Raw genomic sequence first — 25,090 nt, 5'->3', positions numbered from 1 at the left:
TAAATTGCAGAAGGCGGAATCGTTATGCATTATTTAGCGGAACATCAAACGTTCGACTCGACGGCCAAACTTAACGCAGCTGTCTACGAACATATTAAACGAAATACATACGAATTAAACGACACCGATCGCTTAACACTCAAAACGATTGCTCGTTATGCGGTCAAGATCGCTGGGGCAGCACATCTAAAAGCAGACACTCTAGCGAATTTGATCGGAAAGTCCGTCAAGACAGCGCGGCGTGTCGTTAACAAACTCGCATTCCTTTCGATTATCAAAAAGATCGCAACGACCAGGAAAATTAACGGTGGACGGCGCTAATATCATCGTTATTTTACCGATTGAACAGTCGACAATGACCACGCGAGAGGAAGCGTCAGAGGCTACGGGGGCAACGGTTGAAAGGTCGAAAATTAAGAATGAACCATCACATTCTATTAATCTTTCAAAAAATCACGTAATACATATGGTTCCGTCCTCCGGACTTAAAAATGCGTTGCCAAGCGAAATCTACTCCGCAATGGACCGTTATTTTGAAGCAGACGAAATTTATAAAATACTACGGAATCTTATTGCGAGTCGAAGAACATCCGGAACCATTCGTTGAAGCATGGCATGCGATCAAGGAGCCAGTAAAGCTGAAGAGGAATTTAGTGCTATAATTACTACTTGTACTCAATGGCGAAAGAGTAAATTCGAAGAGATTTAATATAAAGTTTAATGACGGGATAATTACGAAAGTGAGGTCGTCCACATAACGAGAATAAATGCCAGAAACTCGTGGTCTTTTCGGAGCTATGTATCTGAACGAGCGGCGTCTATGCCTTTTATAGCGTAATAGAAAAAAGTTTTTAACAATGTGTATCTCATACGGAGCCTCTAGTATGTAAAGACGAAATACGAGATCAACTGATAATTAGGAGCCGTATCTTTGTGTGCTGCATAATTGTACCGATCCAAATGTTTTGCGATATGTCACAAGTTTTAGGGAGGTTCCCCTTATAAGTATTCGTTATTTTACGGATCAATTAGGTTGATAGTTTCGAAATCTTAACTACTGAGTGAATGACGGACTTGAAATCACCTGATTTTGAACGGTAAAGTCAACAGCAGTTAAGATAGGAGTGAAGATTGGAAATATGAGGTTTTAACAAGTTCTAAAGGGCAAGAAACCCCATTACGAACTTAAATGAAGCGGGTTGGTTCATATTTTTTCATAGCTATGACTACTTCGACATCAATTGTTTTTGGACTTTTTTTGTTAATTTTTCAAATACTAAGTTATATGAATGTAAAATAAGATGTTCTAATAATTCATTAGATAAATTTGCGTCAAAATAAATAGAGTTCCAGTGTGTTTTATTCATATAATAGCCAGGAATAATTCCTTCATCATTCTCTCTTAATTCTTTGGCATAATTCGGTTCACATTTTAAAGTTATGATTGGCTTTTTTTTAGAATCTGTACCTATTAAGGCAAACATCTTCCCGCCGACTAGATAACGATCCGCTTGCCAATCTTCTTGATAATCATGTGTCGTTCCAAGTAAGTTCAAGCAATATGAATGTAATTTTTCTTTTACCATTTAAAGTTCTCCTTTTGAAAATTGGTCATAAATTATTTAACAATTCTATTATAAATGTACTGATAGTTTATGTGAATTATTTTCGGGTTCATACCATGATGAGTCTATGGCAACTTTCTGTTTAAAAAATTAAAAAGGCATTATCCAATTTTCAAAAAGTGGTTTTCATATCTTCCTAAATCACTTTGTTATGGTTTATAATGTTAACATAGGGTTTAATTAACAAAACTCAGGTAAAGAAGGAGGTTGGTTTATGACTTTAAAAAATATAAAGAGCTACAGCGTGTTGTCAGAAATGCAGTTGTCTTCAACAGAATTTAAAAACGAAGCCTATGATTTTTACAAAGAGTTACGTACAACTTATCCTGTTTATCCGGTATCTTTGGGAGATATGGGTAACGGTTGGCTCATCACGAAATACGATGATGCAATATATCTATTAAAAGATGCAAGATTAAAGAAGAATATTGAAAATGTGTTAACTGAAAATGAAAACCGCCCTGTTTTTTTAGAAAATGAGGAACCTTTAACAAAACATATGTTAAACTCAGATCCCCCTGATCACAGCCGTTTGCGATCCCTTGTCCAAAAAGCATTTACCCCTCGCGTTATTTTACAACTTGAAGATAGAATTCAACAAATCACTAATACTTTATTAGATAAAGTGGAGTACAATCATTCCATAAACATTGTAGGTGATTTCGCTTTTCCTTTACCGATTATTGTGATCAGTGAAATGCTTGGTATTCCGCTTGAAGATCAACAAAAGTTCAGGGTTTGGTCACAAGCCATTATTGATTTTTCCAACACGCCCGAAAGTTTAGAAATAAACAATGAAAAAATAGGAGAATTTGCAGAATATCTGAAATGTTTAGTTCATAAAAAAAGGAATCAACCTGCAGAAGATTTAATCAGTTCACTTATCCAAGTGGAAAGCGAAGGAACAAAATTAAACATAGACGAGTTATTCTCGACAATTATGCTCCTTATTGTTGCAGGGCATGAAACAACTGTGAACTTAATGACAAATATGATTTTTGCACTACTTTGTCACCCCGATCAATTACAAAAGCTCCATCAACACCCGGATTTAATTGATTCTGCTATAGAAGAAGCATTGCGATTTCATAGTCCTGTTGAATTAACAACTATGCGTTGGGCGGCTGAATCGTTTATATTGCATGGGCAAGAAATAAAAAGAAAAGATTTGATAATCATTTCACTAGCATCTGCTAATCGTGATGAAAAGATATTTCCGAATGCTGATCATTTTGATATTGAAAGAAAAAACAATCGTCATATCGCCTTTGGTCACGGTAGTCACTTTTGTCTTGGCGCACAACTTGCCCGTTTGGAAGCGAAGATTGCTATTTCTACATTATTGCAACGTTTCCCCAATATCAGGTTCAAAGGTGAAAGGGAAGAGATGAAGTGGAAAGGGACTTTTCTGATGAGAGCTTTAGAAGAGTTGCCATTATGTTTCTAAGCTTACCCCATTAATGGATCGGTCTATTAAAAGTCGGTGGAAATCGAATCTATCTTGGGCTGTCGTAGCAGATAAGCCTCAAACCCATTGATCAACAGGTTGTGAGGCTTCTTCTGTTGTTCAGAACATAGCAGGTTAAAAGTGTGTATTGAAAACGATTTTTTTGGAATTTTATTATGATTTTGAAAATAAGTCCAATGAGTTTCTTTAAATTGTTTAGAGTATTTCACTTAGATATGACACCACTCGCTTGATCTTTTGAATTTTCCAGACTTGCAAGCATGTAAGATCATAATGAGATAACAACTTATCTAAATGTTTGGATTCCGCCGCCGCCTCCAAGTTGCGTAGCTGAAACTACAGCAGAACCACCTATGCAGTTCCCGCCAACTTCAAATGGGAATACTATTGTAACTAATTCTTGACCAGCTTGAGTATATCCTACCCTGTGTATAAATACTCGTGTACCAGCAGGAAGCACACGACCATTTGGTAATGTTAAATTAACAGGAAGAGAATGAAATTGACCGACTAAACCCTCAAAAGCACGAGAATAATTGCCATAGTAACCATCGTAATAATCGTAGTTCATAAACAATTCACCTTTTTCTTGTATTTTTTTCGATACATTACCTATATATGTGCGTTTGCCTTTTATGTTTAGGCGTTTGTACCATAGCCTAATCATTTTATTTTTTTAAAAAAAATGGACAATTTATTATTCCCAGCCGCAATAAAAAAACGACCTCCTTATTTGCAGCGTCGCTCCTGAGTTACAATATTTTAATTGTGGGATTGCCGGGTCGTTTTTCTTCCTATGCTGTAAGGTGGGATGGAGATGTCGATCCCACCTTACAAAGTGTAATGAGTGGAAACTCAACTATAAATTATTTAAAAGGAAGGGCACCTGCTGAATACCATTTCCCATTTTTAGCTTTAGCCCAACCGTAAACTGTATCCTTTCCAGAGGTTAAATAATGTTCTACTACTGAAGTGCTTACTCCATTGGATACTACATCATATGAGTTTCCAGTTGCAGTCGCAGCCACATAAGTAATCGTATTATAGCTGTTTGGTTCTTTGTTGTCATTTGTCCAAGCAACTCGTAGATAATAGTTTAGATTAAATGGAGATTGCAAAGCTAAGATTTTAAAGTAGTAATTGTCTCCTCTTTTTTCATATCTAGTATGGGCCATGCCTTGCGGGTGAACTTTGATGGGGCTAATCGATTGAGCTTTTGAGGTGTGAGTTGTTTCAGCCGATACTCCAACAGCTCCTGACAGTAACATACCTGTTGTTAATACCAGAAGTAATCCCATTTTTTTAATCATCGTTAACTTCCTCCTTTAAATTTTGATACATTAAAAGAATTCTATGGAGCAAATAAGTATCCTTTCCATAAAATTGAATTTCATATATTAGACACAAATTTTAGTATTAAACTTTTTCAAAGTAACAAAAAAAGCCTTCATTAAGGCCCTTCAATTAACACACAAATCAATGGTGTATTTCATCGACAATACTATTAATTAAAGCAATAAGTGCTTGCTTAGTAGATTCGTCTGTTACTGTAGCATCGTCATTAAATTTGGTTCGTACTGTTGGAACTAATAGCGATCCAGATTTAACAATAGTAGCATCAAGCATACCTAATGTAAGCAGTAAAGACTCATGTGCTTTGTCTCCTCCCGTTATTGATGGAGAAGCTGTGATAACAGCTACTGGTTTTTTATAAAGTTCGGCTGAAGAAACAAGCCATTCTAGTGAATTTTTCAAGACTGCTGGTACACTTTTTGCGTATTCTGGTGTACAAATAATAAGTGCATGTGACTCATTTAGCAACTTTCGAAAATCTTTAACGACAGCTGGTGGGTTCATTTGATCGACATCTGGATTGAAATGGGGAAGTTCTTTTATTCCATTATAAAGCGTATATTCAATATCTTCAGGAATAAAGGTTGCTAAAGCCTTTAATATGTTAGTGTTAGATGAACCCGTTCGGATGCTCCCGGAAATTGCCACGATCTTTCTCATATTATCACCTCTACAGACAGAATACCTGTTGAAATATAGGGGCGTCAAAAATAATGAACTCCCGAGATAAAAGGATTAGAAAGAGGAAAAAAGTCTTTGACTGGGTTTTAGCTTTCTGAACAAAAATCTTGGAGTACTTTGGATTATGGATTAGTTTTTTCCTCTGTTCATCTTATGGCATCGAAAGCAACTAGTACAGGCTCCTACACCCAAGATGTAATGCCAACCAACCTCTTAAACAATGAAAGAACTTTATGGTCTTTTATAAGAGCATTTAGTAAATCTAACCCAAGGTCAATTTATTTCAACCTTACTTAACAACTGAAATAAACGATGACATGAACATCATTTTTTTTCATACCATGTGTAGGGGGTGGAAAAATGCCAAGAGCAGCCTATCGAAGTTCGGACGTTGACTTAATGGCAAGGATGATGAGAGCGGAAGCCGAAGGTGAAGGAAAGTTAGGGATGTTATATGTTGGCAATGTCATTGTTAATCGTCTTAAAGCAAATTGTTTAGACTTTAAAGACTTAAGAACAATTCCACAAGTCATTTATCAAGTGCAAGGAGGAAATTATTCTTTTGAAGCTGTTCAAAAAGGTAATGTATTTTATCAAAGAGCGAGAAGTGTTGAAAAAAAATTAGCAAAACAAAATTTAGATTATTGGAGACAACACCCAGGGAAATTCGCTCTTTGGTATTTTAATCCATATGGTCCATGTCCTCCAACATGGTATGGTCAACCTTTAACTGGTCAATTTAAAAATCATTGCTATTATGAACCCAAACCTGGAACATGTGAAAGTGTTTATATTGGAAGTTAACTTATCTTGAACGAGTTTAGATGAATGATATATTAGTAAAAGGACAATATATATTAGAATGATTAATTATGTATTGTCCTTAAAATTTTGTTAACAACTTCAACATTGGTGTTTAAATGTTTTTAACCAAACCTCTCTTAGACATTTCTTCTTTCTCATTGATAGTATAATCACTATAGCTGATAAGAGGTAGGATTAGTTAGCGGTGAGATAATGAATGACCGACAAAAACTTTTAAATCAAAAACTAAAAATAAATAAACAAAGAAAATCAAATTGATGAATTTGCTACCAAAAAAATAGACAACTGTTATTAACAAAAGTGAGGTTATTTTGTCACCAGAACGAGAAAAAATTTTAGATAACGTTCACGAAAAATGGAGCTTTGATTTACATAAAGAGGTTTTTGTAGCTAGGGTAATTTTAGAAAAGAATTTAGTTGGGAACACAACCACGATATTTTATCATGTTCATGGAGTACATAAGTCTGTTGGAAGTATAGATTCATTCGTTGACGAAATTGTAAATCAAGAAAGAACGTATAAGACGTATGAATGATAATGGTTAAACTAAATTCCACTGTTCTTTCCAGACTCAAGTCTGTATTCTTATTCCATTAGTCCAGAATTCCTTAAAATTGTTTTTATATAAAAAATTTATAATGCAATACCTTTATCTTTTGATTGAATATAATATACTTCTCCAAATTCATAGTAGGAAAAATTGAATTTATCAAGGTCAATTAAATCTTTGAAGGTTTTGGGTATTTCACAAGCCCAATTTAGTTCTTCGTTTTTATAAGGAAAGCAATTGTTATATGGGTTTGGTGAATGAATGTATACTGCATCTAAACCTGGGTCGTTTTTGTGAATACATATCCAAGATTGATATGGTTTACCAAATGTTTCGAGTTGTTTTAAGATTACATCATATAAAGCGATATGAGCTTTTATATGCTCTCTCCTTATTTTGATTGTGTGTTCTCCAACTGCATAAAAATCAAGATGTGTATGCGAAAAATTAAACCATGATTCATTATCAATTTCTAAATCAAACGATTCGATAATGTCCCATAAATTTCGAAAATATCTTTTCTTTCCTCGGAATTTTTTCATAGTTACCTCATTTTTAATTTTGATATACATCAATTATACGGTAAAACTGTGAAGGCGGAGTAGTGTCTAATACTAGGGTAAAATCTGTGTTAACAAATCTTCCTTATATAGGTTTTACAACAAATAATGATACATTTGTGATGCTCAGATGTTTTTAAGTACAAAAAGATTTCAATCATCTTTCTATTTTTCGAACAATGCTATTATTGGGCCCCCTTCATACTTGATTTTTTCCATCAATTATACATGCAATTATATTCTTATTTTTGATAAATACTGTCGGTGACTTTGATTTGTAAATTTTGAAAACGCGCACGTCATTGCAAAAATACAAGAACGCTAAAATACATGCACTGTAGAATTTGCTGCAATATACAGTGAAAAAGGAAGTGAAACATTTGATTACTTATCACGGCCCGATCGAAAAACCAATCGTAAATCCTAGTGATGAATTTGTAAGTGATTCCGTTCTGTAATTATTTAAATAGAGATTTAGCATACAGACTAATAAAAGAGTTTATGGCAAGTGAGCAAGATGACACTGTTTTTAGACTGGCGGGAATATGGTACTCAGGAAAAAAGCGTACGACATGGAAGGGCGTCATCATAAGCAATGCAGAGATCTATTTGGCATTACATATGGACTTGTGATGATTGTTAATACTAGTAATTAATGTTACGTATCTTAAAATAAATAAAAGGGGCAAAAAACCATATCGAAAAAAGATAACCAAATAACGGTTAAACCGTTAATACATTAACATTTAGAGCGGCAGGGAGAAATGGGGAAACTTTCAGGTAAGATCCTAAAAGCTTGGCTTCTTATCCCTAGGTGGTTCAGACGGTTGACACTTAGTGCTATTAACATATATATTTTATGGTCATTTTTCGTGAATGGAATAAAAAATATATTTAGATTAGACATCTTTTCATCGTCATCAGTTTAATCGCATCAGCCATCATATTATGCATTTTAAAATTTGAAAAAAGATGATTTTGAATTCCTAATCAAAAATCTTTAACAAAGCCGCTCTCATCCTAAAGATATGCTCTTTCCGCTCTTTTTAAACATGGACATGATTACTACCTAATGTGGATTCCTTAAATTGCCTATTATCTTTTTAACATGAATGAAAATGATAAAGGGTGTGAACAATTTTAAGGAGGATTTTTTATGACAAAAAATACGCAACAACAAAATCAACAGAAGCAAAAACAAAAGCATACGCAAATGCTTGGTAAAGTGATAACAGATACAGAGCTTGCTCAAGAATTTGGGAATATCCAACAACAACTTGCTCAGCTTGAAAATATCGTATCACAATTAGGTTCGCAACAGTCAGGTCAAAATAGGCAGTCTCAACAAAATAGTCAAGGGTTTAATCAATTAAAGCAGCAAATCCGACAATTTAGTTCACAATCTCAACAACAAATGCAGCAAACAGATCAACAAGTTCTTCAGTGCATTCAACAAGCTATTCAACAATTAAATCAAGCTGTTCAAGGGATTCAAACAAATATGGCAATGAACCAAATGAGCCACGCTCTTCATCAAGCTCAACAATCATTTGGTCAGCAAGGTCAAATGGGTCAACAACAAAATCAACAAACCCAACAAACCCAACAGAACCAACAAAACCAACAATTTCAGCAGCCTCTACAATAATGATTAGAGAAAAAAAGGGCCGTACACGGCTCTTTTTTTATAAGAACCGATGTACACCAAAAGTTCCGACAAAACTGGGTGTTGCGTAATAAGGGACACTAGCGGGAAGAAATACCCCGATAATGGGAGTTTGAAAAACAGCACCGTATGGAAAATACAACATGCTACCTGGGTGAAGACTGGGATTGTAAACATATGGAACTGAATCATCTGAGTATTGACGAGATTCAGACAAGTGTTGATTGACGAACTGATTCATGATATTCACCTACCACATCATTTTTGTTATTTAACATGATATGGTAACTGCCTCAGAATTGTTTGTTTGTCATAAAAACTGACAAAATTGTATAAATGTCATTTCAATTTCTGTATTCTTAATAAATACGCAGAAAAACTTCTCAATATTTTTTTCTGTAGAATTTCCTTTATTATCAATAATGAAAGCGGATTCAAATAAATTAATAAATCTAAATTATCAAATAATTTTAAAAAATCTGGTTGACACTGCTTGTAAAGGGGCGTAATATGAGTTCAAACAAAAGAACAAATTACTTTATAACTTTCATTTTTCCCGGTGAATGATCGTAGGATAAACGGGTTCCTGCATCATGATTTTAGTGACTATTTAAAACAGAAAGGTGTGCTAAATGGCATGGGGGACCAGAAAGACCGGTGGATTTTTTTAAACGATGTACTGGTTAAAAAAGAAGATGCCAAAATATCAGTCTATGATCATGGGTTTTTGTATGGGGACGGGGTGTTTGAAGGGATTAGAGTCTACAGTGGTAATATTTTTAAAATGAAAGAACATATGGATCGACTTTATGATTCGGCAAGGTCAATTATGCTTGATATTCCCTACCAAAAGGAAGAGCTGACAGAACACGTCCTTAGAACAGTCGAGAAAAATGGGCTAAACAATGCTTATATTCGTTTGGTTGTTTCTCGAGGGATAGGAGATCTTGGACTTGATCCAAGAAATTGTCAAGAACCAAGTGTCATCATAATTGTCGAACCATTAGCAATATTCCCAAAACATTTGTATGAAACAGGAATTGAAATTGTAACAGTTCCAACACGACGGAATCGACCGGATGTTTTAAGTCCAAAAGTCAAATCCTTAAACTACTTAAATAATATTCTTGTCCGGATTGAGGCACAGATAGCAGGGGTCAGTGAAGCGCTGATGTTAAATGACCAAGGCTATGTGGCTGAGGGTTCAGCTGATAATGTATTTATTTATAAAAATGGGAAACTGTTAACACCACCTGGATATATCGGGGCACTTGAAGGCATTACTCGCAATGCCATCATTGAGATAGCGAAAGAGGTTGGCTACGAAGTGAGTGAAGAGCCGTTTACCCGTCATGATGTTTATACAGCTGAAGAAGTGTTTTTAACCGGAACAGCTGCTGAAGTGATCGCAGTTGTTGAAGTAGATGGTAGGAAAATTGGAGATGGTAAGCCGGGCCTGCATACAAATAGGATGCTTGAAAAGTTTCGTGAGCGTGTTGTACGTGATGGAGAAAAAGTAAACTTCAAAGATCAAAGTTTAAATGTCAGTTAAATAAAGACAAACGTAGAAGAGGATAAGTAGCAGCGAAATATTCCATCTGTAGAGAGCCGGGAATGCTGGAAACCGGTGATGGTCTTCGCAGTGAACTCCCCTCTGAGTGTCAGCCTGAACGATTTTCATATTTAGTAAGGTTGGCCGGGTGAGCGTGAACAAGTTTACTCGTTATGACTCGGATAATTTTTATCCAAAAGACGGCTGAAAAGCCGTGAACAAGGGTGGTACCGCGGAAAGAAAAGCCTTTTCGCCCCTTTTGACCTGTGATGATGAAAAGCAGTGTCAATTGTGGGTGAGAAGGTTTTTTTAGCTATCAAAGCATGCTTGGACATCGCTTTGCATCATATACTAATAACTTGCAGTGATGAGGAGGAAGGTAAATGGGAACGAATGTACAGTTGGATGCAGTGAATGCCCAATGTACACAAACAATGGCAGGGGCGTCAATGCTGATTGAAGCTTTAAAAAAGGAGAAGGTTGAAGTCATCTATGGATATCCGGGCGGGGCAGTGTTGACGATTTATGACAAACTGTACGAATCTGAGTTATTCCATGTGCTGACACGTCATGAACAAGGGGCGATTCATGCGGCAGAAGGATATGCGAGAATTTCTGGGAAACCGGGGGTTGTCATTGCAACTTCAGGTCCTGGTGCGACTAATCTTGTGACAGGTCTTGCTGATGCAATGATTGATTCATTGCCATTAGTCGTTTTCACTGGCCAAGTAGCGACTTCTGTTATCGGATCTGATGCTTTTCAAGAAGCAGATGTTCTTGGGATCACAATGCCGATTACCAAACATAGTTACCAGGTTCGACATACTGAAGATCTTCCACGCATTATTAAAGAAGCCTTTCACATTGCGACGACGGGAAGGCCGGGTCCTGTTTTAATCGATATTCCTAAAGATATTGCAGTCTTAGAAGGTGAGTTTAGCTATGAAAAAGATATTCATCTGCCAGGCTATCAACCGACGAAAGAACCGAATTATTTGCAAATCAGAAAGCTAGTTGAGGCGGTGAGCGGAGCAAAAAAACCGGTTATTTTAGCTGGAGCGGGTGTCTTGCATGGGAAAGCGTCAGAAGAATTAAAAAATTATGTTGAACAGCAGCAAATTCCGGTAGCTCATACACTTTTGGGGCTTGGTGGCTTTCCGGCAGACCATCCTCTTTTTCTCGGAATGGCAGGAATGCATGGAACATACGCTGCTAACATGGCTTTGTACGAAAGTGATTTATTGATTAGTATTGGCGCTCGTTTTGATGATCGGGTGACTGGGAATTTGCAGCATTTTGCAAAATATGCGAAAGTCGCCCATATCGATATTGATCCGGCTGAGATCGGCAAAAATGTTCATACCCATATTCCTGTGGTTGGCGATAGCAAACTTGTTTTAACAGAGCTGCTGAAACAAAATGGAAAACCTAGTGCTTCTAATGAATGGAAAGCACGGCTGGCCAATTGGAAAAGCGAATATCCGCTTTGGTATGAAGAAAGTGCAGAGGCTAGTTTTAAACCACAGAGACTAATCGAGTGCATTCATCGTTATACAAAAGGTGAAGCGATTTTAGTAACGGATGTCGGCCAGCATCAGATGTGGACGGCACAATTCTATCCATTTAAAAAAGCAAACAGATGGGTGACATCAGGAGGGCTTGGCACAATGGGATTTGGCCTTCCGGCGGCGATCGGAGCGCAGCTCGCAGATCAGGATGCAACAGTTGTTGCTGTGCTTGGGGACGGAGGCTTTCAAATGACATTTCAGGAGTTATCAGTTATCTATGATTTGAAACTTCCGATCAAAGTTGTCATTTTAAATAACAATTGTCTGGGAATGGTCCGGCAATGGCAAGAAATCTTTTATGATGAACGTTATTCACATTCTAAATTTACGTCTCAGCCGGATTTTATCAAGCTGTCAGAAGCTTACGGCATCAAAGGCGTTCGAATTACATCTGAAAAAGAAGCGGAAGAAAAGTTGAAAACTGCTTTAACAGCAAATGAACCGATGGTCATCGATGTTCATGTCACACAAGCTGAAAAAGTATTTCCAATGGTTGCGCCTGGAAAAGGGTTACATGAAATGGTGGGGGTGAAACCGTGAAGAGAATCATTACACTGACAGTTCTGAATCAAAGCGGTGTATTAAACAGAATAACAGGATTATTTACAAAAAGGCATTACAACATTGAAAGTATTACAGTGGGACACACCGAAACAGTTGGAGTCTCGAGAATTACATTTGTCGTTCATGTGGAAAATGAAAAAGAAACTGAACAACTAACAAAACAATTAAACAAACAGATTGATGTCCTCAAAGTGACAGATATTACAAATCAATCAATTGTGCAAAGAGAGCTGGCTTTGATCAGAGTTGTGTCTCCTCCGTCAAGTCGAACTGAAATAAACGGTGTGATCGAGCCGTTTCGGGCATCTGTTGTCGATGTTGCTAAAGATAGTGTTGTCATTCAAGTGACGGGTGAATCCAGCAAGATTGAAGCACTAATAGAATTATTGAAACCATACGGGATTAAAGAGGTAGCCAGAACAGGTACAACGGCTTTTGCAAGGGGAACACAGCAAAAACCGGCCTCTATTAAAACATTATCTATTGTATAAAACAAAAAAAGGGAGAGATTGAAATGGTAAAAGTCTATTATAACGGTGACATTCAAGAAAACGTATTGGCAGGTCAAAAAGTGGCGGTTATTGGATATGGTTCACAAGGTCATGCTCACGCATTGAATCTAAAGGAAAGCGGAGTCGATGTAATTGTTGGTGTTAGGAAAGGGAAGTCATTCACTAAAGCTGAAGAAGATGGTCATCAAGTGTTTACGGTGAAGGAAGCTTCGGCACAAGCGGACATCGTCATGGTCCTACTGCCCGATGAGCAACAGCAAAAAGTATATGAAACCGAAATTAAAGAGGAACTGAAAGCTGGCAATTCAATTGTGTTTGCCCATGGATTTAATGTTCATTTTCATCAAATTGTTCCGCCGGCAGATGTTGATGTTTTTCTTGTTGCTCCGAAAGGGCCAGGACATCTTGTCAGAAGAACATTTGAACAAGGTGCAGGTGTTCCCGCACTGTTTGCCATTTATCAGGATGTGACAGGTGTTGCAAAAGATAAAGCACTCGCCTATGCAAAAGCGATTGGTGCCGCAAGAGCTGGTGTGCTTGAAACGACATTTAAGGAAGAAACTGAAACAGATTTATTCGGAGAACAGGCTGTTTTGTGTGGGGGACTGACATCTCTTGTCAAAGCAGGTTTTGAAACATTAACAGAAGCAGGTTATCAACCTGAATTAGCATACTTCGAGTGTTTGCACGAATTGAAATTGATTGTTGATTTGATGTATGAAGAAGGTTTGGCAGGTATGAGATACTCCATTTCTGACACGGCCCAATGGGGAGATTTTATTTCTGGACCGCGGGTTGTTGATGAAAACGTCAAAGCGAGGATGAAAGAGGTATTAAAAGATATTCAAAACGGAACATTTGCGAAAGAATGGATCGTTGAAAACCAAGTAAACCGTCCTCGTTTTAATGCGATTCAGGCCAGTGAAAACGAGCATGAACTTGAAGTGGTCGGCAGAAAGCTTCGAGAAATGATGCCTTTTGTTAAACAGGGCAAAAGAAAGGAAACGGTGATTCCGGTTGCGCAAAATTAATTTTTTTGACACGACACTCCGAGACGGTGAGCAGTCACCAGGCGTCAATTTGAACACGCAGGAGAAGATGACAATTGCCAAGCAGCTTGAAAAACTGGGGGTTAATATAATGGAAGCGGGGTTTCCCGCTTCGTCCCCTGAAGATTTCAATGCAGTTAAAAAAATTGCACAAACAATCAAAAGCTGTTCAGTAACGGGGCTTGCCCGTTCTGTCAAAGGGGATATTGATTCAGCTTGGGAAGCACTTAAGACTGGAGTTGAGCCAAGGATTCACATCTTTATTGCTACATCTGATATTCATTTAAAACATAAGCTGAAAAAAACGCGGGAACAAGTTTTAGAGCAGGCAGTGGCCATGGTGAAATACGCAAAACAGAAGTTCCCGATTGTGCAATGGTCAGCTGAAGATGCTTGCCGAACAGATCTCCCCTTTTTAGCTAAAATCGTTAGCAATGTCATTGATGCTGGAGCTGATGTCATCAACTTGCCTGACACTGTTGGCTATTTAACACCTGCCGAGTACGGACATATCTTCCGTTATATGAAAGAACATGTCCCCAACTTAGATAGAATCAAGCTTTCTGCCCATTGTCATAATGATTTAGGCATGGCTGTTGCGAATTCCTTAGCTGCCATTGAGAATGGAGCAGATCAAGTTGAATCAGTGATAAACGGAATTGGTGAAAGAGCAGGAAATGCATCTCTTGAAGAACTTGCCGTAGCCCTTTATATACGTAAAGATTTCTATCAAGTCGAGTCAACGATACAATTGGATCAAATCAAACGGACGAGTGATTTAGTAAGCGAGTTGACAGGAATGGCTGTCCCAAGAAATAAAGCGGTTGTCGGTGTCAATGCATTTGCTCATGAATCCGGTATTCATCAAGATGGCTTTCTTAAAGAAAAAACAACTTATGAAATCATCTCTCCTGAACTAGTCGGCGTTAAGACGGACGCTCTTGTCCTTGGAAAGCACTCAGGACGCCATGCTTTTAAAGATAAACTACAAAACTTAGGATTTCAGTTTGCAGAGGCAGAAACGAATAGACTTTTCGGAATATTCAAAGATCTAACAGGGAAGAAAAAAGAATTTTCAGATGAAGATCTCATTTCTCTTATTCTGGAAGAGAAAGCGCTGGACCACAAAATCGGCTATGATTTTATTTCGCTTCAAGTTCATTATGGTACTGCACAAGTACCGACAGCAACGGTTTCACTGAGAGATCAGAAAACAGAACGAATCATTCAGGAAGCGGCGACAGGAGCCGGAAGTGTCGAAGCGATTTACAATACACTGAAGCGCTGCATAGAAAAAGAAGTTCAGTTGCTTGATTATAGAATTCAATCTAATAGAAAGGGCCAGGACGCTTTTGCTCAAGTCTATGTCAGAGTGATGATGAATGGAAGAGAATCAGGGGGCCGTGGAGTCGCCCAAGATGTCCTCGAAGCATCCGCAAAAGCGTATATAAATGCAGTGAACCGGTTTCTCATATTTGAGTCGAATGCCGAAAGATTATCAAAAAAAACAGCTGTAGGATCATGATGAAGAAGAAAGGAGCTTGTTTCATTTGAAAAAACGAATTGCACTTTTGCCCGGTGATGGAATTGGTCCTGAAGTATTGGAGGCTGCTGTAGATGTGTTGAAAAGTGTTGCTGAACATTATCATCATCAATTTGAGTTTGAATATGGGCTAATTGGTGGAGTAGCACTTGATGAGGCAGGTGTGCCGCTTCCTGAAGAAACAGTTGACACCTGTAAAGCTGCGGACGCCATTTTACTCGGAGCGGTAGGTGGGCCAAAATGGGATCAACATCCTTCTGATTTAAGACCTGAAAAAGGATTGTTAAGCATTCGCAAACAGCTTGACCTTTTTGCGAATTTGAGACCAGTTAAAGTGTTTGAAAGCCTTGCTAGTGCATCACCGTTAAAAAAGGAATATATCGAAGGTGTTGACTTTGTGATTGTTCGAGAACTAACAGGTGGCTTATATTTCGGAAAGCCGAGTAAGCAGTATGTTAATCAAGATGGCAGTCAGGAAGTTGTTGACACACTATTTTATAAAAAAACGGAGATGGAAAGAGTCATCAGGGAAGCCTTTCGTATGGCGAAAGCTCGTAAAGGAAAGGTAACATCGGTTGATAAAGCGAATGTCCTTGAATCTAGCAAACTTTGGCGAAAAACTGCTGAAGAAATTGCAGATGAATTTCCAAATGTCGAACTTCGTCATATGCTTGTTGACAATGCGGCGATGCAGCTTATTCATGCGCCAGCTCAATTTGATATTATCGTCACTGAAAACATGTTCGGCGATATTTTGAGTGATGAAGCATCTATGCTAACAGGTTCGCTCGGAATGCTTCCTTCAGCAAGCTTATCAAGTTCAGGGCTTCATTTATATGAACCAATACACGGATCAGCACCTGATATTGCAGGACAAAATATCGCAAACCCACTTGCTGCGATTTTGTCGGCAGCTATGATGCTCCGCACGTCATTCGGGCTTGAAGCAGAAGCGCAAGCCGTGGAGCATGCGGTTGATCAAGTGTTGAAGTCAGGCAAACGGACGAAGGATCTGGCAAAAGATGCAAATGATTGTAGTACGAAGTCGATGACGGAAGCGGTAAAAGCCGCATTAGCGGATGATCATGCGATTTCTAATATCATGTCTGCATATGTTTAAAGGAGGGAAGCCGATGAAGCCGCGAACGATCATCGAAAAAATTTGGGATCAGCATGTTGTCAAAAAAGGAGAAGGGAAGCCAGATCTTTTATATATTGATCAGCATTTGATCCATGAGGTCACTTCACCTCAAGCGTTTGAAGGATTAAGACAAAAAGGGAGAAAAGTCAGGAGACCTAATTGTACATTTGCGACGATGGATCATAATATTCCAACTGTAAACCGTTTTGAGATCAAAGATGAAGTCGCTAAACGTCAGATTGGTGCACTTGAACGAAATTGTGCAGAGTTTGGTATTCGGCTGGCCGATTTGTCAAGTGTTGATCAAGGAATCGTTCATGTCATTGGACCTGAACTTGGTTTAACACTTCCGGGAAAAACGATCGTCTGTGGTGATAGTCATACATCAACACACGGGGCTTTCGGTGCGCTCGCTTTTGGAATTGGAACAAGTGAGGTCGAACACGTTCTCTCAACCCAGACGCTTTGGCAACAAAAACCGAAAACACTTGAAATCCGTGTTGATGGTAAACTGCAAAAAGGTGTAACAGCGAAAGATGTAATTCTTGCTATTATTGGTAAATATGGGGTTAAATTTGGTGCAGGGTATATCATTGAATATACCGGTGAAGTGTTTCGAAACATGTCAATGGATGAACGGATGACAGTTTGCAATATGTCAATTGAAGCTGGGGCAAGGGCCGGACTAATTGCACCTGATGATATCACCTTTGAGTATGTGAAATCCAAAAAATATGCTCCGAAAGGCAGGGAATTTGATAAAGCTGTCGCAGAATGGAAAGGTTTGCGTACTGATCCAGGAGCTGTTTATGATCGGATAATTGTCTTAGATGGAAATGAGGTTGCTCCAATGGTCACATGGGGTATTAACCCGGGAATGGTATTACCAATAAGTGAAGCGATTCCAGGTCCTGAAGCATTTGACAGTGAAGATGACAAAAAAGAAGCATTGCACGCCTATAAATATATGGGTCTTAAACCATATAAAAAAATTGAAGATATCACAATTCAACATGTTTTTATCGGGTCATGTACAAATTCACGGATGACAGATCTCAGGCAGGCGGCAGAAATAATAAAAGGTCAACAGGTAGCTGACGGTGTCAGGGCAATGATTGTCCCCGGCTCGCAAAGCATCAAACTTCAGGCTGAAAAAGAAGGGCTTCATGAGATTTTCCAAGCGGCCGGTTTTGAATGGAGAGAATCGGGATGTAGCATGTGCTTGAGCATGAATAATGATGTTGTCCCTGAAGGTGAGCGCTGTGCTTCTACTTCCAACCGAAATTTTGAAGGCAGACAAGGAAAAGGCGCTAGAACCCATCTTGTCAGTCCGGCAATGGCCGCACTGGCAGCCATTCATGGACACTTTGTTGATGTTAGAAAATATGGTCGCGAGAAAACAGTCGTATAAGGAAGTGTGTATATGGAGCCTTTAATGAAACATACTGGAAAAGTGGCTGTATTAAATAGAATTAATGTAGACACAGACCAAATCATTCCTAAACAGTTCTTAAAACGGATTGAAAGGACAGGATATGGGCGTTTCGCTTTCTTTGATTGGAGATATTTAGAAGATGGTAAACCCAATCCTAAGTTTGAACTTAATCAGCCTGAATATGAAGGAGCCTCCATTTTAATTGCAGGTGAAAACTTTGGTTGTGGCTCTTCAAGAGAGCATGCACCATGGGCATTGGGCGATTACGGTTTTAAAATGATCATTGCCCCGTCTTTTGCTGATATTTTTCATCAAAATTGTTTTAAAAATGGGATGCTACCAATTCGTTTGCCATATGAAATATGGAAAGGGCTTTTAGAGCAATATGAGCATCAGTCTTGTTTACTGACGGTTGATCTTCAAGAACAAATGCTGACAGATGATTACGGAAAACAAATTCCATTTGAAGTTGACCAGCATTGGCGAGAAATGTTGATCAATGGCTATGATGAAATTTCATTAACATTGCTACTCGAAGATGAAATTGAACAGTTTGAAAATCAGCGAAGCACCTGGCTTCATGTTTAAACAAAAGCTTTCCGATATTTTTCGGAAGCTTTTTTTCTAGGGAGAGGGCAAAGGACTTAAAAGAGCCAACCTCAGTTTCCTTGTTTTTGGCGGCTCAGGTTGTTACACTTGATAAAAATAAAGTGCCTGAAAGGAACTAAGGAATGAAGCATGACAAGAAAAACTCAAAAATCATCCCGTTTCCTAATGTAAAGGAGCGGTTAGTCCATAAAGGAATGTCTGCCCTTAAGGAAAAAAAATATCATGAGGCGCTACAGCTGTTTTCTGAGGCCAGGAACTATGACAATGAGGAATCAGATCTATATTTAGGAATGGCTATCTGCTTTCTGGAAATCGGTGAGTTAGAACAAGCTAGAGGAATTTGTGAAAAAATGTTAAAAGAAGGCCATGGCCACTATTTTACAGTTTTGCAAGTGTATATGACGATTTTAATTCAGTTGAGACAATATGGAAAAGTACAAGAAACGCTTGAAGCCGTTCTTCAGGAGAACAAACTACCTCCTGAAAGTGCAGAACAATTTTATAAACTGCTTGAATTCAGCCGCAAAATGACAGAGGCTCCTGATATAGAAGATATGACAGAAGAACCAGTGGAGGGACAATTTCAGGAGAGTTTGTTAAACAATACGGAGGAACAGGTTAAGCTAGTTCACACGTTAAAAGATCGAAACATAACAAAATTCATCGGTTTATTAAAAACGATTTTACAAAACCCCGATAGTCATCCCGTTGTAAAAACGATGATTTTGCAATTACTTGCGGAATCAGACTATGGAAAACCGGTATCGGTCACAAAATTTGGCGAAATGATTACGGTTCATCCAAATCAAGCGATTCAACCGGACATGATGCCAGTATTAAAGAATGTTCTCAATGTATTGGATGACACGCTAGGGAATGAAAACCCTTCGCTTTATCAAGCTATTGAAGAGTTATGGCGCAGACACCTATATGTGTTATACCCTTTTCACCCAAAGTTTTCAGATGACCAGCTTTGGGCTGCTGCTTTGCACAAAGTCGGTTATGAAATGCACGGCATTGAGATTGATAAAGATGAGCTTCACAACCTTTATTCGTTTCATGATCATCTTCTTGAGGAAGCATGTGCAACGATAAAGAACATAGAAGAATTTTCTTATTTGTAAATGTTGAAAGCAGAAAGCATTATGTTATAATATAGTGGTTGTATTTGCGAAAACGGAGGGTTCCGTTTGCAGCTATAGCTTCATTATAGACTTGTACATAATGATGGCTGTTTAGGAAGAGCGAAAACTGCAGAGCTTTCTATGGACGTAGCCGTTAGCTTGTTTTAAAATGGAAAACCGACACAACCTGAATAGATTTTGGAGGGAAACACATGTCAGTAAAATGGGAAAAGCAAGAAGGAAACGAAGGCGTTTTAACGGTTGAGGTAAATGCTGAAACCTTTAATAAAGCGCTTGATGATGCATTTAAAAAAGTAGTGAAAAAAGTATCTATCCCTGGATTCCGTAAAGGGAAAGTGCCGCGCGGTCTGTTTGAACAGCGTTTTGGTGTTGAATCACTTTATCAGGATGCTTTGGATATCTTACTTCCAGTCGAATATCCGAAAGCGATTGAAGAAGCGGGTATCGAACCTGTCGACCGTCCGGAGATCGATGTTGAAAAAATCGAAAAGGGCGAAAATTTGATTTTCACTGCAAAAGTCACAGTTAAACCAGAAGTGAAACTTGGTGAATACAAAGGACTCGGTATTGAAAAAGACGATACAGCTGTAACCGATGAAGATGTTCAAAATGAACTTAAATCTCTTCAAGAGCGTCAAGCAGAACTTGTTGTCAAAGAAGACGGTAAAACAGAAGAAGGCGATACTGTTGTCCTTGACTTCGAAGGATTTGTAGACAATGAACCGTTTGAAGGCGGTAAAGCAGAAAACTATTCTCTTGAAATCGGTTCAGGTTCTTTCATACCAGGTTTTGAAGAGCAGCTTGTTGGACTTGAAGCTGGTGCTGAAAAAGACGTTGAAGTGACATTCCCAGAGGAATACCATGCGGAAGACTTAGCAGGTAAACCTGCTGTTTTCAAAGTGAAAATTCACGAAATTAAAGCAAAAGAGCTTCCTGATCTTGATGACGAGTTCGCAAAAGATGTTGATGAAGAAGTTGAAACACTTTCTGAACTAACTGAAAAAACGAAAAAACGTCTTGAAGAAACAAAAGAGAATGAAGCGGATGCAAAATTTCGCGAAGAACTGATCATGAAAGCTGCTGAAAATGCTGAAGTCAATATTCCTCAGGCCATGATTCAAACAGAGCTTGACCGCATGATGAAAGAATTCGAACAGCGTCTACAGATGCAAGGTATGAATTTAGAGCTTTACTTCCAATTCTCCGGCCAAGATGAAGATGCACTGAAAGAGCAGATGAAAGAAGACGCTGAAAAACGCGTTAAATCGAATTTGACTCTTGAAGCCATTGCAAAAGCTGAAAATCTTCAAGTAACGGATGAAGAAGTTGAAGAGGAAGTTTCTAAATTAGCTGAGGCTTATCAAATGCCTGTTGAAAATATTAAGCAAGCGATCGGTTCTACAGAGGGAATGAAAGAAGATTTGAAAGTTCGCAAAGCAATTGATTTCCTTGTAGAAAACCGTTAATATCTTTCGTGAAATAACATAATAAAACAAGGGCGCGAATGTTTCGTGCCTTGTTTTATACAATTTTGACTTATCGCCTTTTCTTTGGGAAGGATAGATAATGTCAAGCTGATAAACATACATATTGAATATGAGCGGAAGCGGTCCGCAAACACAAAAAGTATGGTAAAATGCAGATACATAATGGAACGAAGCTTTACAAGAGATGTTTCTCTGACTGAGAAACAGCAATGACAAGGATATAAGGGGTGAAAGAATGTTTAAATTCAACGAGGAAAAAGGACAATTAAAATGCTCGTTTTGTGGAAAAACACAGGAACAGGTACGCAAGCTTGTCGCTGGACCTGGTGTATATATATGTGATGAGTGCATCGAACTTTGCACAGAAATCGTCGAGGAAGAACTTGGTTCAGAAGAGGAAGTAGAATTTAAAGACGTCCCTAAACCAAAGGAAATTCGAGAAATTCTTGATGAATATGTAATCGGTCAAGATCAGGCGAAAAAATCTCTGGCAGTAGCTGTTTACAACCACTATAAGCGGATTAATTCCAACAGTAAGGTCGATGATGTCGAACTGTCAAAAAGTAATATTTCGATGATCGGTCCGACAGGGAGTGGTAAAACACTTCTTGCGCAAACGTTAGCTCGTATTTTAAATGTACCGTTTGCGATTGCTGATGCTACTTCTCTTACAGAGGCAGGCTATGTCGGTGAAGATGTGGAAAATATTTTGCTTAAGCTTATCCAAGCGGCAGACTATGATGTGGAAAAGGCCGAAAAAGGAATTATATACATCGATGAAATTGATAAAGTCGCAAGAAAATCAGAGAACCCATCAATTACTCGTGATGTATCAGGAGAAGGTGTCCAACAGGCACTGCTCAAAATTCTTGAAGGCACAGTTGCTAGCGTTCCTCCCCAAGGTGGAAGAAAGCACCCACATCAAGAATTTATCCAAATCGACACAACCAACATTCTCTTCATTTGTGGTGGAGCTTTTGATGGGATCGAGCAAATCATTAAGCGTCGTCTCGGTCAGAAAGTCATTGGCTTCGGCTCTGATAACAAACATGAGGCACTGGAAAAAGAAGTACTTCTTTCCAAAGTCCTTCCTGAAGATTTACTTCGTTTCGGACTGATTCCAGAATTCATTGGTAGACTTCCAATTATCGCTAGTCTTGAGCCTCTTGATGAAGAAGCATTGGTTGACATTTTGACAAAACCGAAAAATGCCCTTGTGAAACAGTATTCGAAAATGCTTGAATTGGATAATGTGGAACTTGTGTTTGAAGATGATGCGCTTAAAGAAATTGCCAAAAAAGCAATTGAACGCAAAACAGGAGCGCGTGGACTTCGTTCTATCATTGAAGGAATCATGCTCGATGTCATGTTTGATCTACCTTCACGCGATGATATTGAAAAATGTGTCATAACGGGTGAAACGGTTACTGAAGGTGAACCACCTCGTCTTATTTTAAAAGATGGTACTGTCGTAAAAAAAGATAAAAAAACATCTGCTTAATTCTTGGGGCTTTCCGTTAAGTCCAAAAATGAAAGCAAGTGAAGAAACATAAGTCGTGTTTCTTCGCTTGCTTTTTTATTGTTTCGAAAAGAACTAGGCTAATGTCGCAATACATCTGAGCGAACATGTCTTACTTCGACTTTTCGTCGTGCTTGACGCTTTTCTTTTGCTATCCATACAATCGTTACTTTCCTATATTTCAGCGCTGACATACCATTGAAGCAAATAGTGAAACCTGAAGAATCCCCTTGTTATGGCCGAATGAAACATCATCTGACCGAACAAGATGATAATCCGTTCCGTACGATGCCAAAAAAGGAAAAATGCAACTGTAAAATACAACAAAATAATCCGGTCTAAACGTTTATTCCCTTCTTGATCAGGAAATACTATTTGACAGACGATTATGAACGAAACATTTCAGGGAGGGACCATAGTTTGAGTTGGACTAGCATTGCACTTTTTGTACAATTATTTTTTGGCATTATCATCGGTTTATATTTTTGGAATTTGCTTAAAAACCAACGAACACAAAAGGTCTCGATCGATAGAGAGTCCAGAAAAGAGATGGAAGAGCTCAGGAAGATGAGAGCCATTCATTTATCAGAACCTTTATCAGAAAAAGTGAGGCCGACAAATTTTCAAGACATTGTCGGGCAAGAAGATGGAATCAAAGCACTAAAAGCCGCTCTTTGCGGCCCTAATCCCCAGCATGTCATCGTATATGGTCCCCCTGGAGTGGGAAAAACTGCAGCTGCGCGGCTTGTTTTGGAAGAAGCAAAAAAAAATCGGCGTTCTCCGTTTCAAGAAGGCTCTGTATTTGTTGAACTTGATGCGACAACAGCGCGTTTTGATGAAAGGGGTATCGCTGATCCTTTGATTGGGTCAGTTCATGATCCGATTTATCAAGGAGCGGGCGCAATGGGCCAGGCAGGTATTCCTCAGCCGAAACAGGGGGCTGTCACACATGCCCATGGGGGTGTGTTATTTATCGATGAGATCGGCGAACTTCATCCGATTCAAATGAATAAAATGCTAAAGGTTCTTGAAGACCGAAAAGTATTTTTGGAAAGCGCTTATTATAGTGAGGAAAACACTCAAATTCCAAAACACATTCATGATATTTTCCAAAATGGATTACCAGCGGACTTTAGATTGATTGGGGCAACAACAAGAATGCCTGAAGAAATTCCGCCAGCGATTCGTTCCAGATGTCTTGAGGTGTTTTTCAGGGATCTTGAAAAACCGGAATTAAAAACGGTTGCGAAAAAAGCAGCAGAAAAAATTAATAAACTTGTTACAGATGAAGGCCTCAACCTTCTGACAAAATACGCAAGAAATGGACGCGAAGTCGTTAATATGATGCAAATTGCTGCTGGAATGGCACTGACTGAAGAACGGGAACAAGTAACCCTTGAAGATATTGAATGGGTCATCCATTCAAGCCAACTTACCCCGAAATATGAACAAAAAATTGGACGAAAACCACAGATCGGTATTGTCAATGGTCTTGCTGTTCATGGTCCAAACAGTGGTGCACTGCTAGAAATTGAAGTTACTGTTAATCAGGCGCTTGATAAAGGGTCAATCAATATTACCGGGATTGCAGAGGAAGAGAATATTGGCAACCAGACAAAATCGATTCGTCGAAAAAGCATGGCAAAGGGTTCTCTTGAAAATGTGATGACTGTCTTAAGAACAATGGGTGTTAAAGCATCTGATTATGATATTCATATTAACTTCCCAGGTGGGATTCCTGTTGATGGACCATCAGCAGGAATTGCAATGGCTGTCGGTATTTTTTCAGCGATTCATAAAATTCCTATCGACCACACGGTTGCAATGACAGGAGAGATCAGTTTGCACGGACAAGTAAAACCGATCGGTGGTGTGATCCCGAAAATTAAAGCAGCCAAACTGGCAGGTGCCAAAACGGTCATCATTCCAAATGAAAATGTTCAATCGATCTTAAAACAAATGAAAGGAATTCATATCATTCCGGTTAAAACGTTGGAAGAAGTGTTAGACTTATCTCTAGTAAATCCTCCTTCAGAAAAACCAGACAGTGATCGCATTAAAAAAGAATCTGTATAATCCTCATCATTTGCCGGATGGGGATTTTTTGAGCAAATAGCTTGGCTTCTTGAAAAAGAAGTTTCCTGATAGGACATCTTTTCCTTTTTCAGAAGTGAAAGAAAGGGTATACTACAGTAGACTTATTTTATTTTGTGCAGAGATAAAAAAATTGTATTATA

The 25,090-nt window shown here is 38.5% G+C and carries 23 protein-coding genes and 1 other annotated feature; of the genes, 17 read left to right on the top strand and 6 right to left on the bottom strand.

The window, feature by feature from the left end:
- Positions 1-24: 24 nt before the first annotated feature.
- On the top strand, positions 25-321 hold the full coding sequence (locus PDT38_RS14135; RefSeq protein ID WP_270802509.1) for a helix-turn-helix domain-containing protein: 297 nt from the start codon (positions 25-27) through the stop codon (positions 319-321).
- A gap of 905 nt (positions 322-1,226) precedes the next feature.
- On the opposite strand, the gene PDT38_RS14130 is transcribed toward PDT38_RS14135, so the two are convergent.
- Entirely contained in the window at positions 1,227-1,586 is a 360-nt protein-coding gene (locus PDT38_RS14130; protein ID WP_270802507.1) for an MmcQ/YjbR family DNA-binding protein, read from the bottom strand.
- Between the two features lie 253 nt (positions 1,587-1,839).
- On the opposite strand from PDT38_RS14130, the gene PDT38_RS14125 reads away from it, so the two are divergent.
- Positions 1,840-3,072: a cytochrome P450 family protein gene (locus PDT38_RS14125; protein ID WP_270802506.1), complete on the top strand. Its 1,233-nt coding sequence runs from the start codon at positions 1,840-1,842 to the stop codon at positions 3,070-3,072.
- Positions 3,073-3,379: 307 nt separating this feature from the next.
- Here PDT38_RS14125 and PDT38_RS14120 read toward each other — a convergent pair whose 3' ends face one another.
- From PDT38_RS14120 to PDT38_RS14110, 3 genes are all read right to left on the bottom strand, one after another.
- On the bottom strand, positions 3,380-3,664 hold the full coding sequence (locus PDT38_RS14120; protein ID WP_270802504.1) for a hypothetical protein: 285 nt from the start codon (positions 3,662-3,664) through the stop codon (positions 3,380-3,382).
- A gap of 295 nt (positions 3,665-3,959) precedes the next feature.
- Complete coding sequence (locus tag PDT38_RS14115) at positions 3,960-4,403, bottom strand: hypothetical protein (RefSeq protein ID WP_270802503.1); 444 nt, start codon at positions 4,401-4,403, stop codon at positions 3,960-3,962.
- A 166-nt stretch (positions 4,404-4,569) separates the two neighbouring features.
- Positions 4,570-5,106 carry an NADPH-dependent FMN reductase gene (locus PDT38_RS14110; protein ID WP_270802502.1) on the bottom strand — a complete coding sequence of 179 codons (537 nt, stop codon included), beginning with the start codon at positions 5,104-5,106 and terminating at the stop codon, positions 4,570-4,572.
- A 381-nt stretch (positions 5,107-5,487) separates the two neighbouring features.
- On the opposite strand from PDT38_RS14110, the gene PDT38_RS14105 reads away from it, so the two are divergent.
- The gene (locus tag PDT38_RS14105) at positions 5,488-5,931 is read left to right on the top strand and encodes a cell wall hydrolase (protein WP_270802501.1); all 444 of its coding nucleotides are present in this window, start codon (positions 5,488-5,490) and stop codon (positions 5,929-5,931) included.
- Positions 5,932-6,263: 332 nt separating this feature from the next.
- Complete coding sequence (locus PDT38_RS14100) at positions 6,264-6,488, top strand: hypothetical protein (RefSeq protein ID WP_270802499.1); 225 nt, start codon at positions 6,264-6,266, stop codon at positions 6,486-6,488.
- 98 nt (positions 6,489-6,586) lie between these two features.
- Here PDT38_RS14100 and PDT38_RS14095 read toward each other — a convergent pair whose 3' ends face one another.
- Positions 6,587-7,045: a hypothetical protein gene (locus PDT38_RS14095; RefSeq protein ID WP_270802498.1), complete on the bottom strand. Its 459-nt coding sequence runs from the start codon at positions 7,043-7,045 to the stop codon at positions 6,587-6,589.
- Between the two features lie 1,174 nt (positions 7,046-8,219).
- Between PDT38_RS14095 and PDT38_RS14090 the strand changes: the two genes are divergently transcribed.
- On the top strand, positions 8,220-8,711 hold the full coding sequence (locus tag PDT38_RS14090; protein ID WP_270802497.1) for a hypothetical protein: 492 nt from the start codon (positions 8,220-8,222) through the stop codon (positions 8,709-8,711).
- Between the two features lie 37 nt (positions 8,712-8,748).
- Here the strand turns inward: PDT38_RS14090 and PDT38_RS14085 are convergent, their stop codons facing one another.
- Positions 8,749-8,970, bottom strand: a complete 222-nt coding sequence (locus PDT38_RS14085) for a hypothetical protein (RefSeq protein WP_270802496.1) — start codon at positions 8,968-8,970, stop codon at positions 8,749-8,751.
- A 396-nt stretch (positions 8,971-9,366) separates the two neighbouring features.
- Between PDT38_RS14085 and ilvE the strand changes: the two genes are divergently transcribed.
- From ilvE to lonB, 12 genes are all read left to right on the top strand, one after another.
- Positions 9,367-10,281: a branched-chain-amino-acid transaminase gene (gene ilvE, locus PDT38_RS14080; RefSeq protein WP_270802495.1), complete on the top strand. Its 915-nt coding sequence runs from the start codon at positions 9,367-9,369 to the stop codon at positions 10,279-10,281.
- 4 nt (positions 10,282-10,285) lie between these two features.
- Positions 10,286-10,542 (top strand) — a binding site (T-box leader).
- A gap of 122 nt (positions 10,543-10,664) precedes the next feature.
- Positions 10,665-12,389, top strand: coding sequence for an acetolactate synthase large subunit (gene ilvB / locus PDT38_RS14075; RefSeq protein ID WP_270802493.1), 1,725 nt, complete (start codon positions 10,665-10,667; stop codon positions 12,387-12,389).
- A complete protein-coding gene (ilvN, locus tag PDT38_RS14070) occupies positions 12,386-12,904 on the top strand; it encodes an acetolactate synthase small subunit (RefSeq protein ID WP_270802491.1) in 519 nt (172 codons plus the stop codon). The genes ilvB and ilvN overlap by 4 nt, the downstream gene beginning before the upstream one ends.
- 23 nt (positions 12,905-12,927) lie before the next feature.
- A complete protein-coding gene (ilvC, locus tag PDT38_RS14065) occupies positions 12,928-13,956 on the top strand; it encodes a ketol-acid reductoisomerase (RefSeq protein ID WP_270802489.1) in 1,029 nt (342 codons plus the stop codon).
- Positions 13,943-15,499, top strand: a complete 1,557-nt coding sequence (locus PDT38_RS14060) for a 2-isopropylmalate synthase (protein ID WP_270802488.1) — start codon at positions 13,943-13,945, stop codon at positions 15,497-15,499. Before ilvC ends, PDT38_RS14060 begins: the two co-directional genes overlap by 14 nt.
- Positions 15,500-15,524: 25 nt before the next feature.
- Positions 15,525-16,637, top strand: a complete 1,113-nt coding sequence (gene leuB / locus PDT38_RS14055) for a 3-isopropylmalate dehydrogenase (protein ID WP_270802486.1) — start codon at positions 15,525-15,527, stop codon at positions 16,635-16,637.
- Between the two features lie 13 nt (positions 16,638-16,650).
- Complete coding sequence (leuC, locus tag PDT38_RS14050) at positions 16,651-18,069, top strand: 3-isopropylmalate dehydratase large subunit (protein WP_270802485.1); 1,419 nt, start codon at positions 16,651-16,653, stop codon at positions 18,067-18,069.
- Positions 18,070-18,081: 12 nt separating this feature from the next.
- Positions 18,082-18,681 (top strand): 3-isopropylmalate dehydratase small subunit, encoded by a 600-nt coding sequence (gene leuD, locus PDT38_RS14045; protein ID WP_270802483.1) that lies wholly within the window; start codon positions 18,082-18,084, stop codon positions 18,679-18,681.
- 143 nt (positions 18,682-18,824) lie between these two features.
- Positions 18,825-19,826: a DNA damage checkpoint antagonist DdcA gene (gene ddcA, locus PDT38_RS14040; RefSeq protein ID WP_270802481.1), complete on the top strand. Its 1,002-nt coding sequence runs from the start codon at positions 18,825-18,827 to the stop codon at positions 19,824-19,826.
- Positions 19,827-20,038: 212 nt separating this feature from the next.
- Complete coding sequence (gene tig, locus PDT38_RS14035) at positions 20,039-21,313, top strand: trigger factor (RefSeq protein WP_270802479.1); 1,275 nt, start codon at positions 20,039-20,041, stop codon at positions 21,311-21,313.
- Between the two features lie 256 nt (positions 21,314-21,569).
- Positions 21,570-22,835, top strand: a complete 1,266-nt coding sequence (gene clpX, locus PDT38_RS14030; protein ID WP_270802478.1) for an ATP-dependent protease ATP-binding subunit ClpX — start codon at positions 21,570-21,572, stop codon at positions 22,833-22,835.
- Positions 22,836-23,273: 438 nt separating this feature from the next.
- Positions 23,274-24,929 (top strand): ATP-dependent protease LonB, encoded by a 1,656-nt coding sequence (gene lonB / locus PDT38_RS14025; RefSeq protein WP_270802476.1) that lies wholly within the window; start codon positions 23,274-23,276, stop codon positions 24,927-24,929.
- The last annotated feature ends 161 nt before the right edge of the window (positions 24,930-25,090 follow it).

It is taken from the genome of Bacillus changyiensis, from assembly GCF_027706145.1.
Lineage (GTDB): Bacteria > Bacillota > Bacilli > Bacillales > Bacillaceae > Bacillus > Bacillus changyiensis.
The sequence above is the reverse complement of the archived record's forward strand: the minus strand, read 5'-3'. Positions and strand labels throughout refer to the sequence as shown.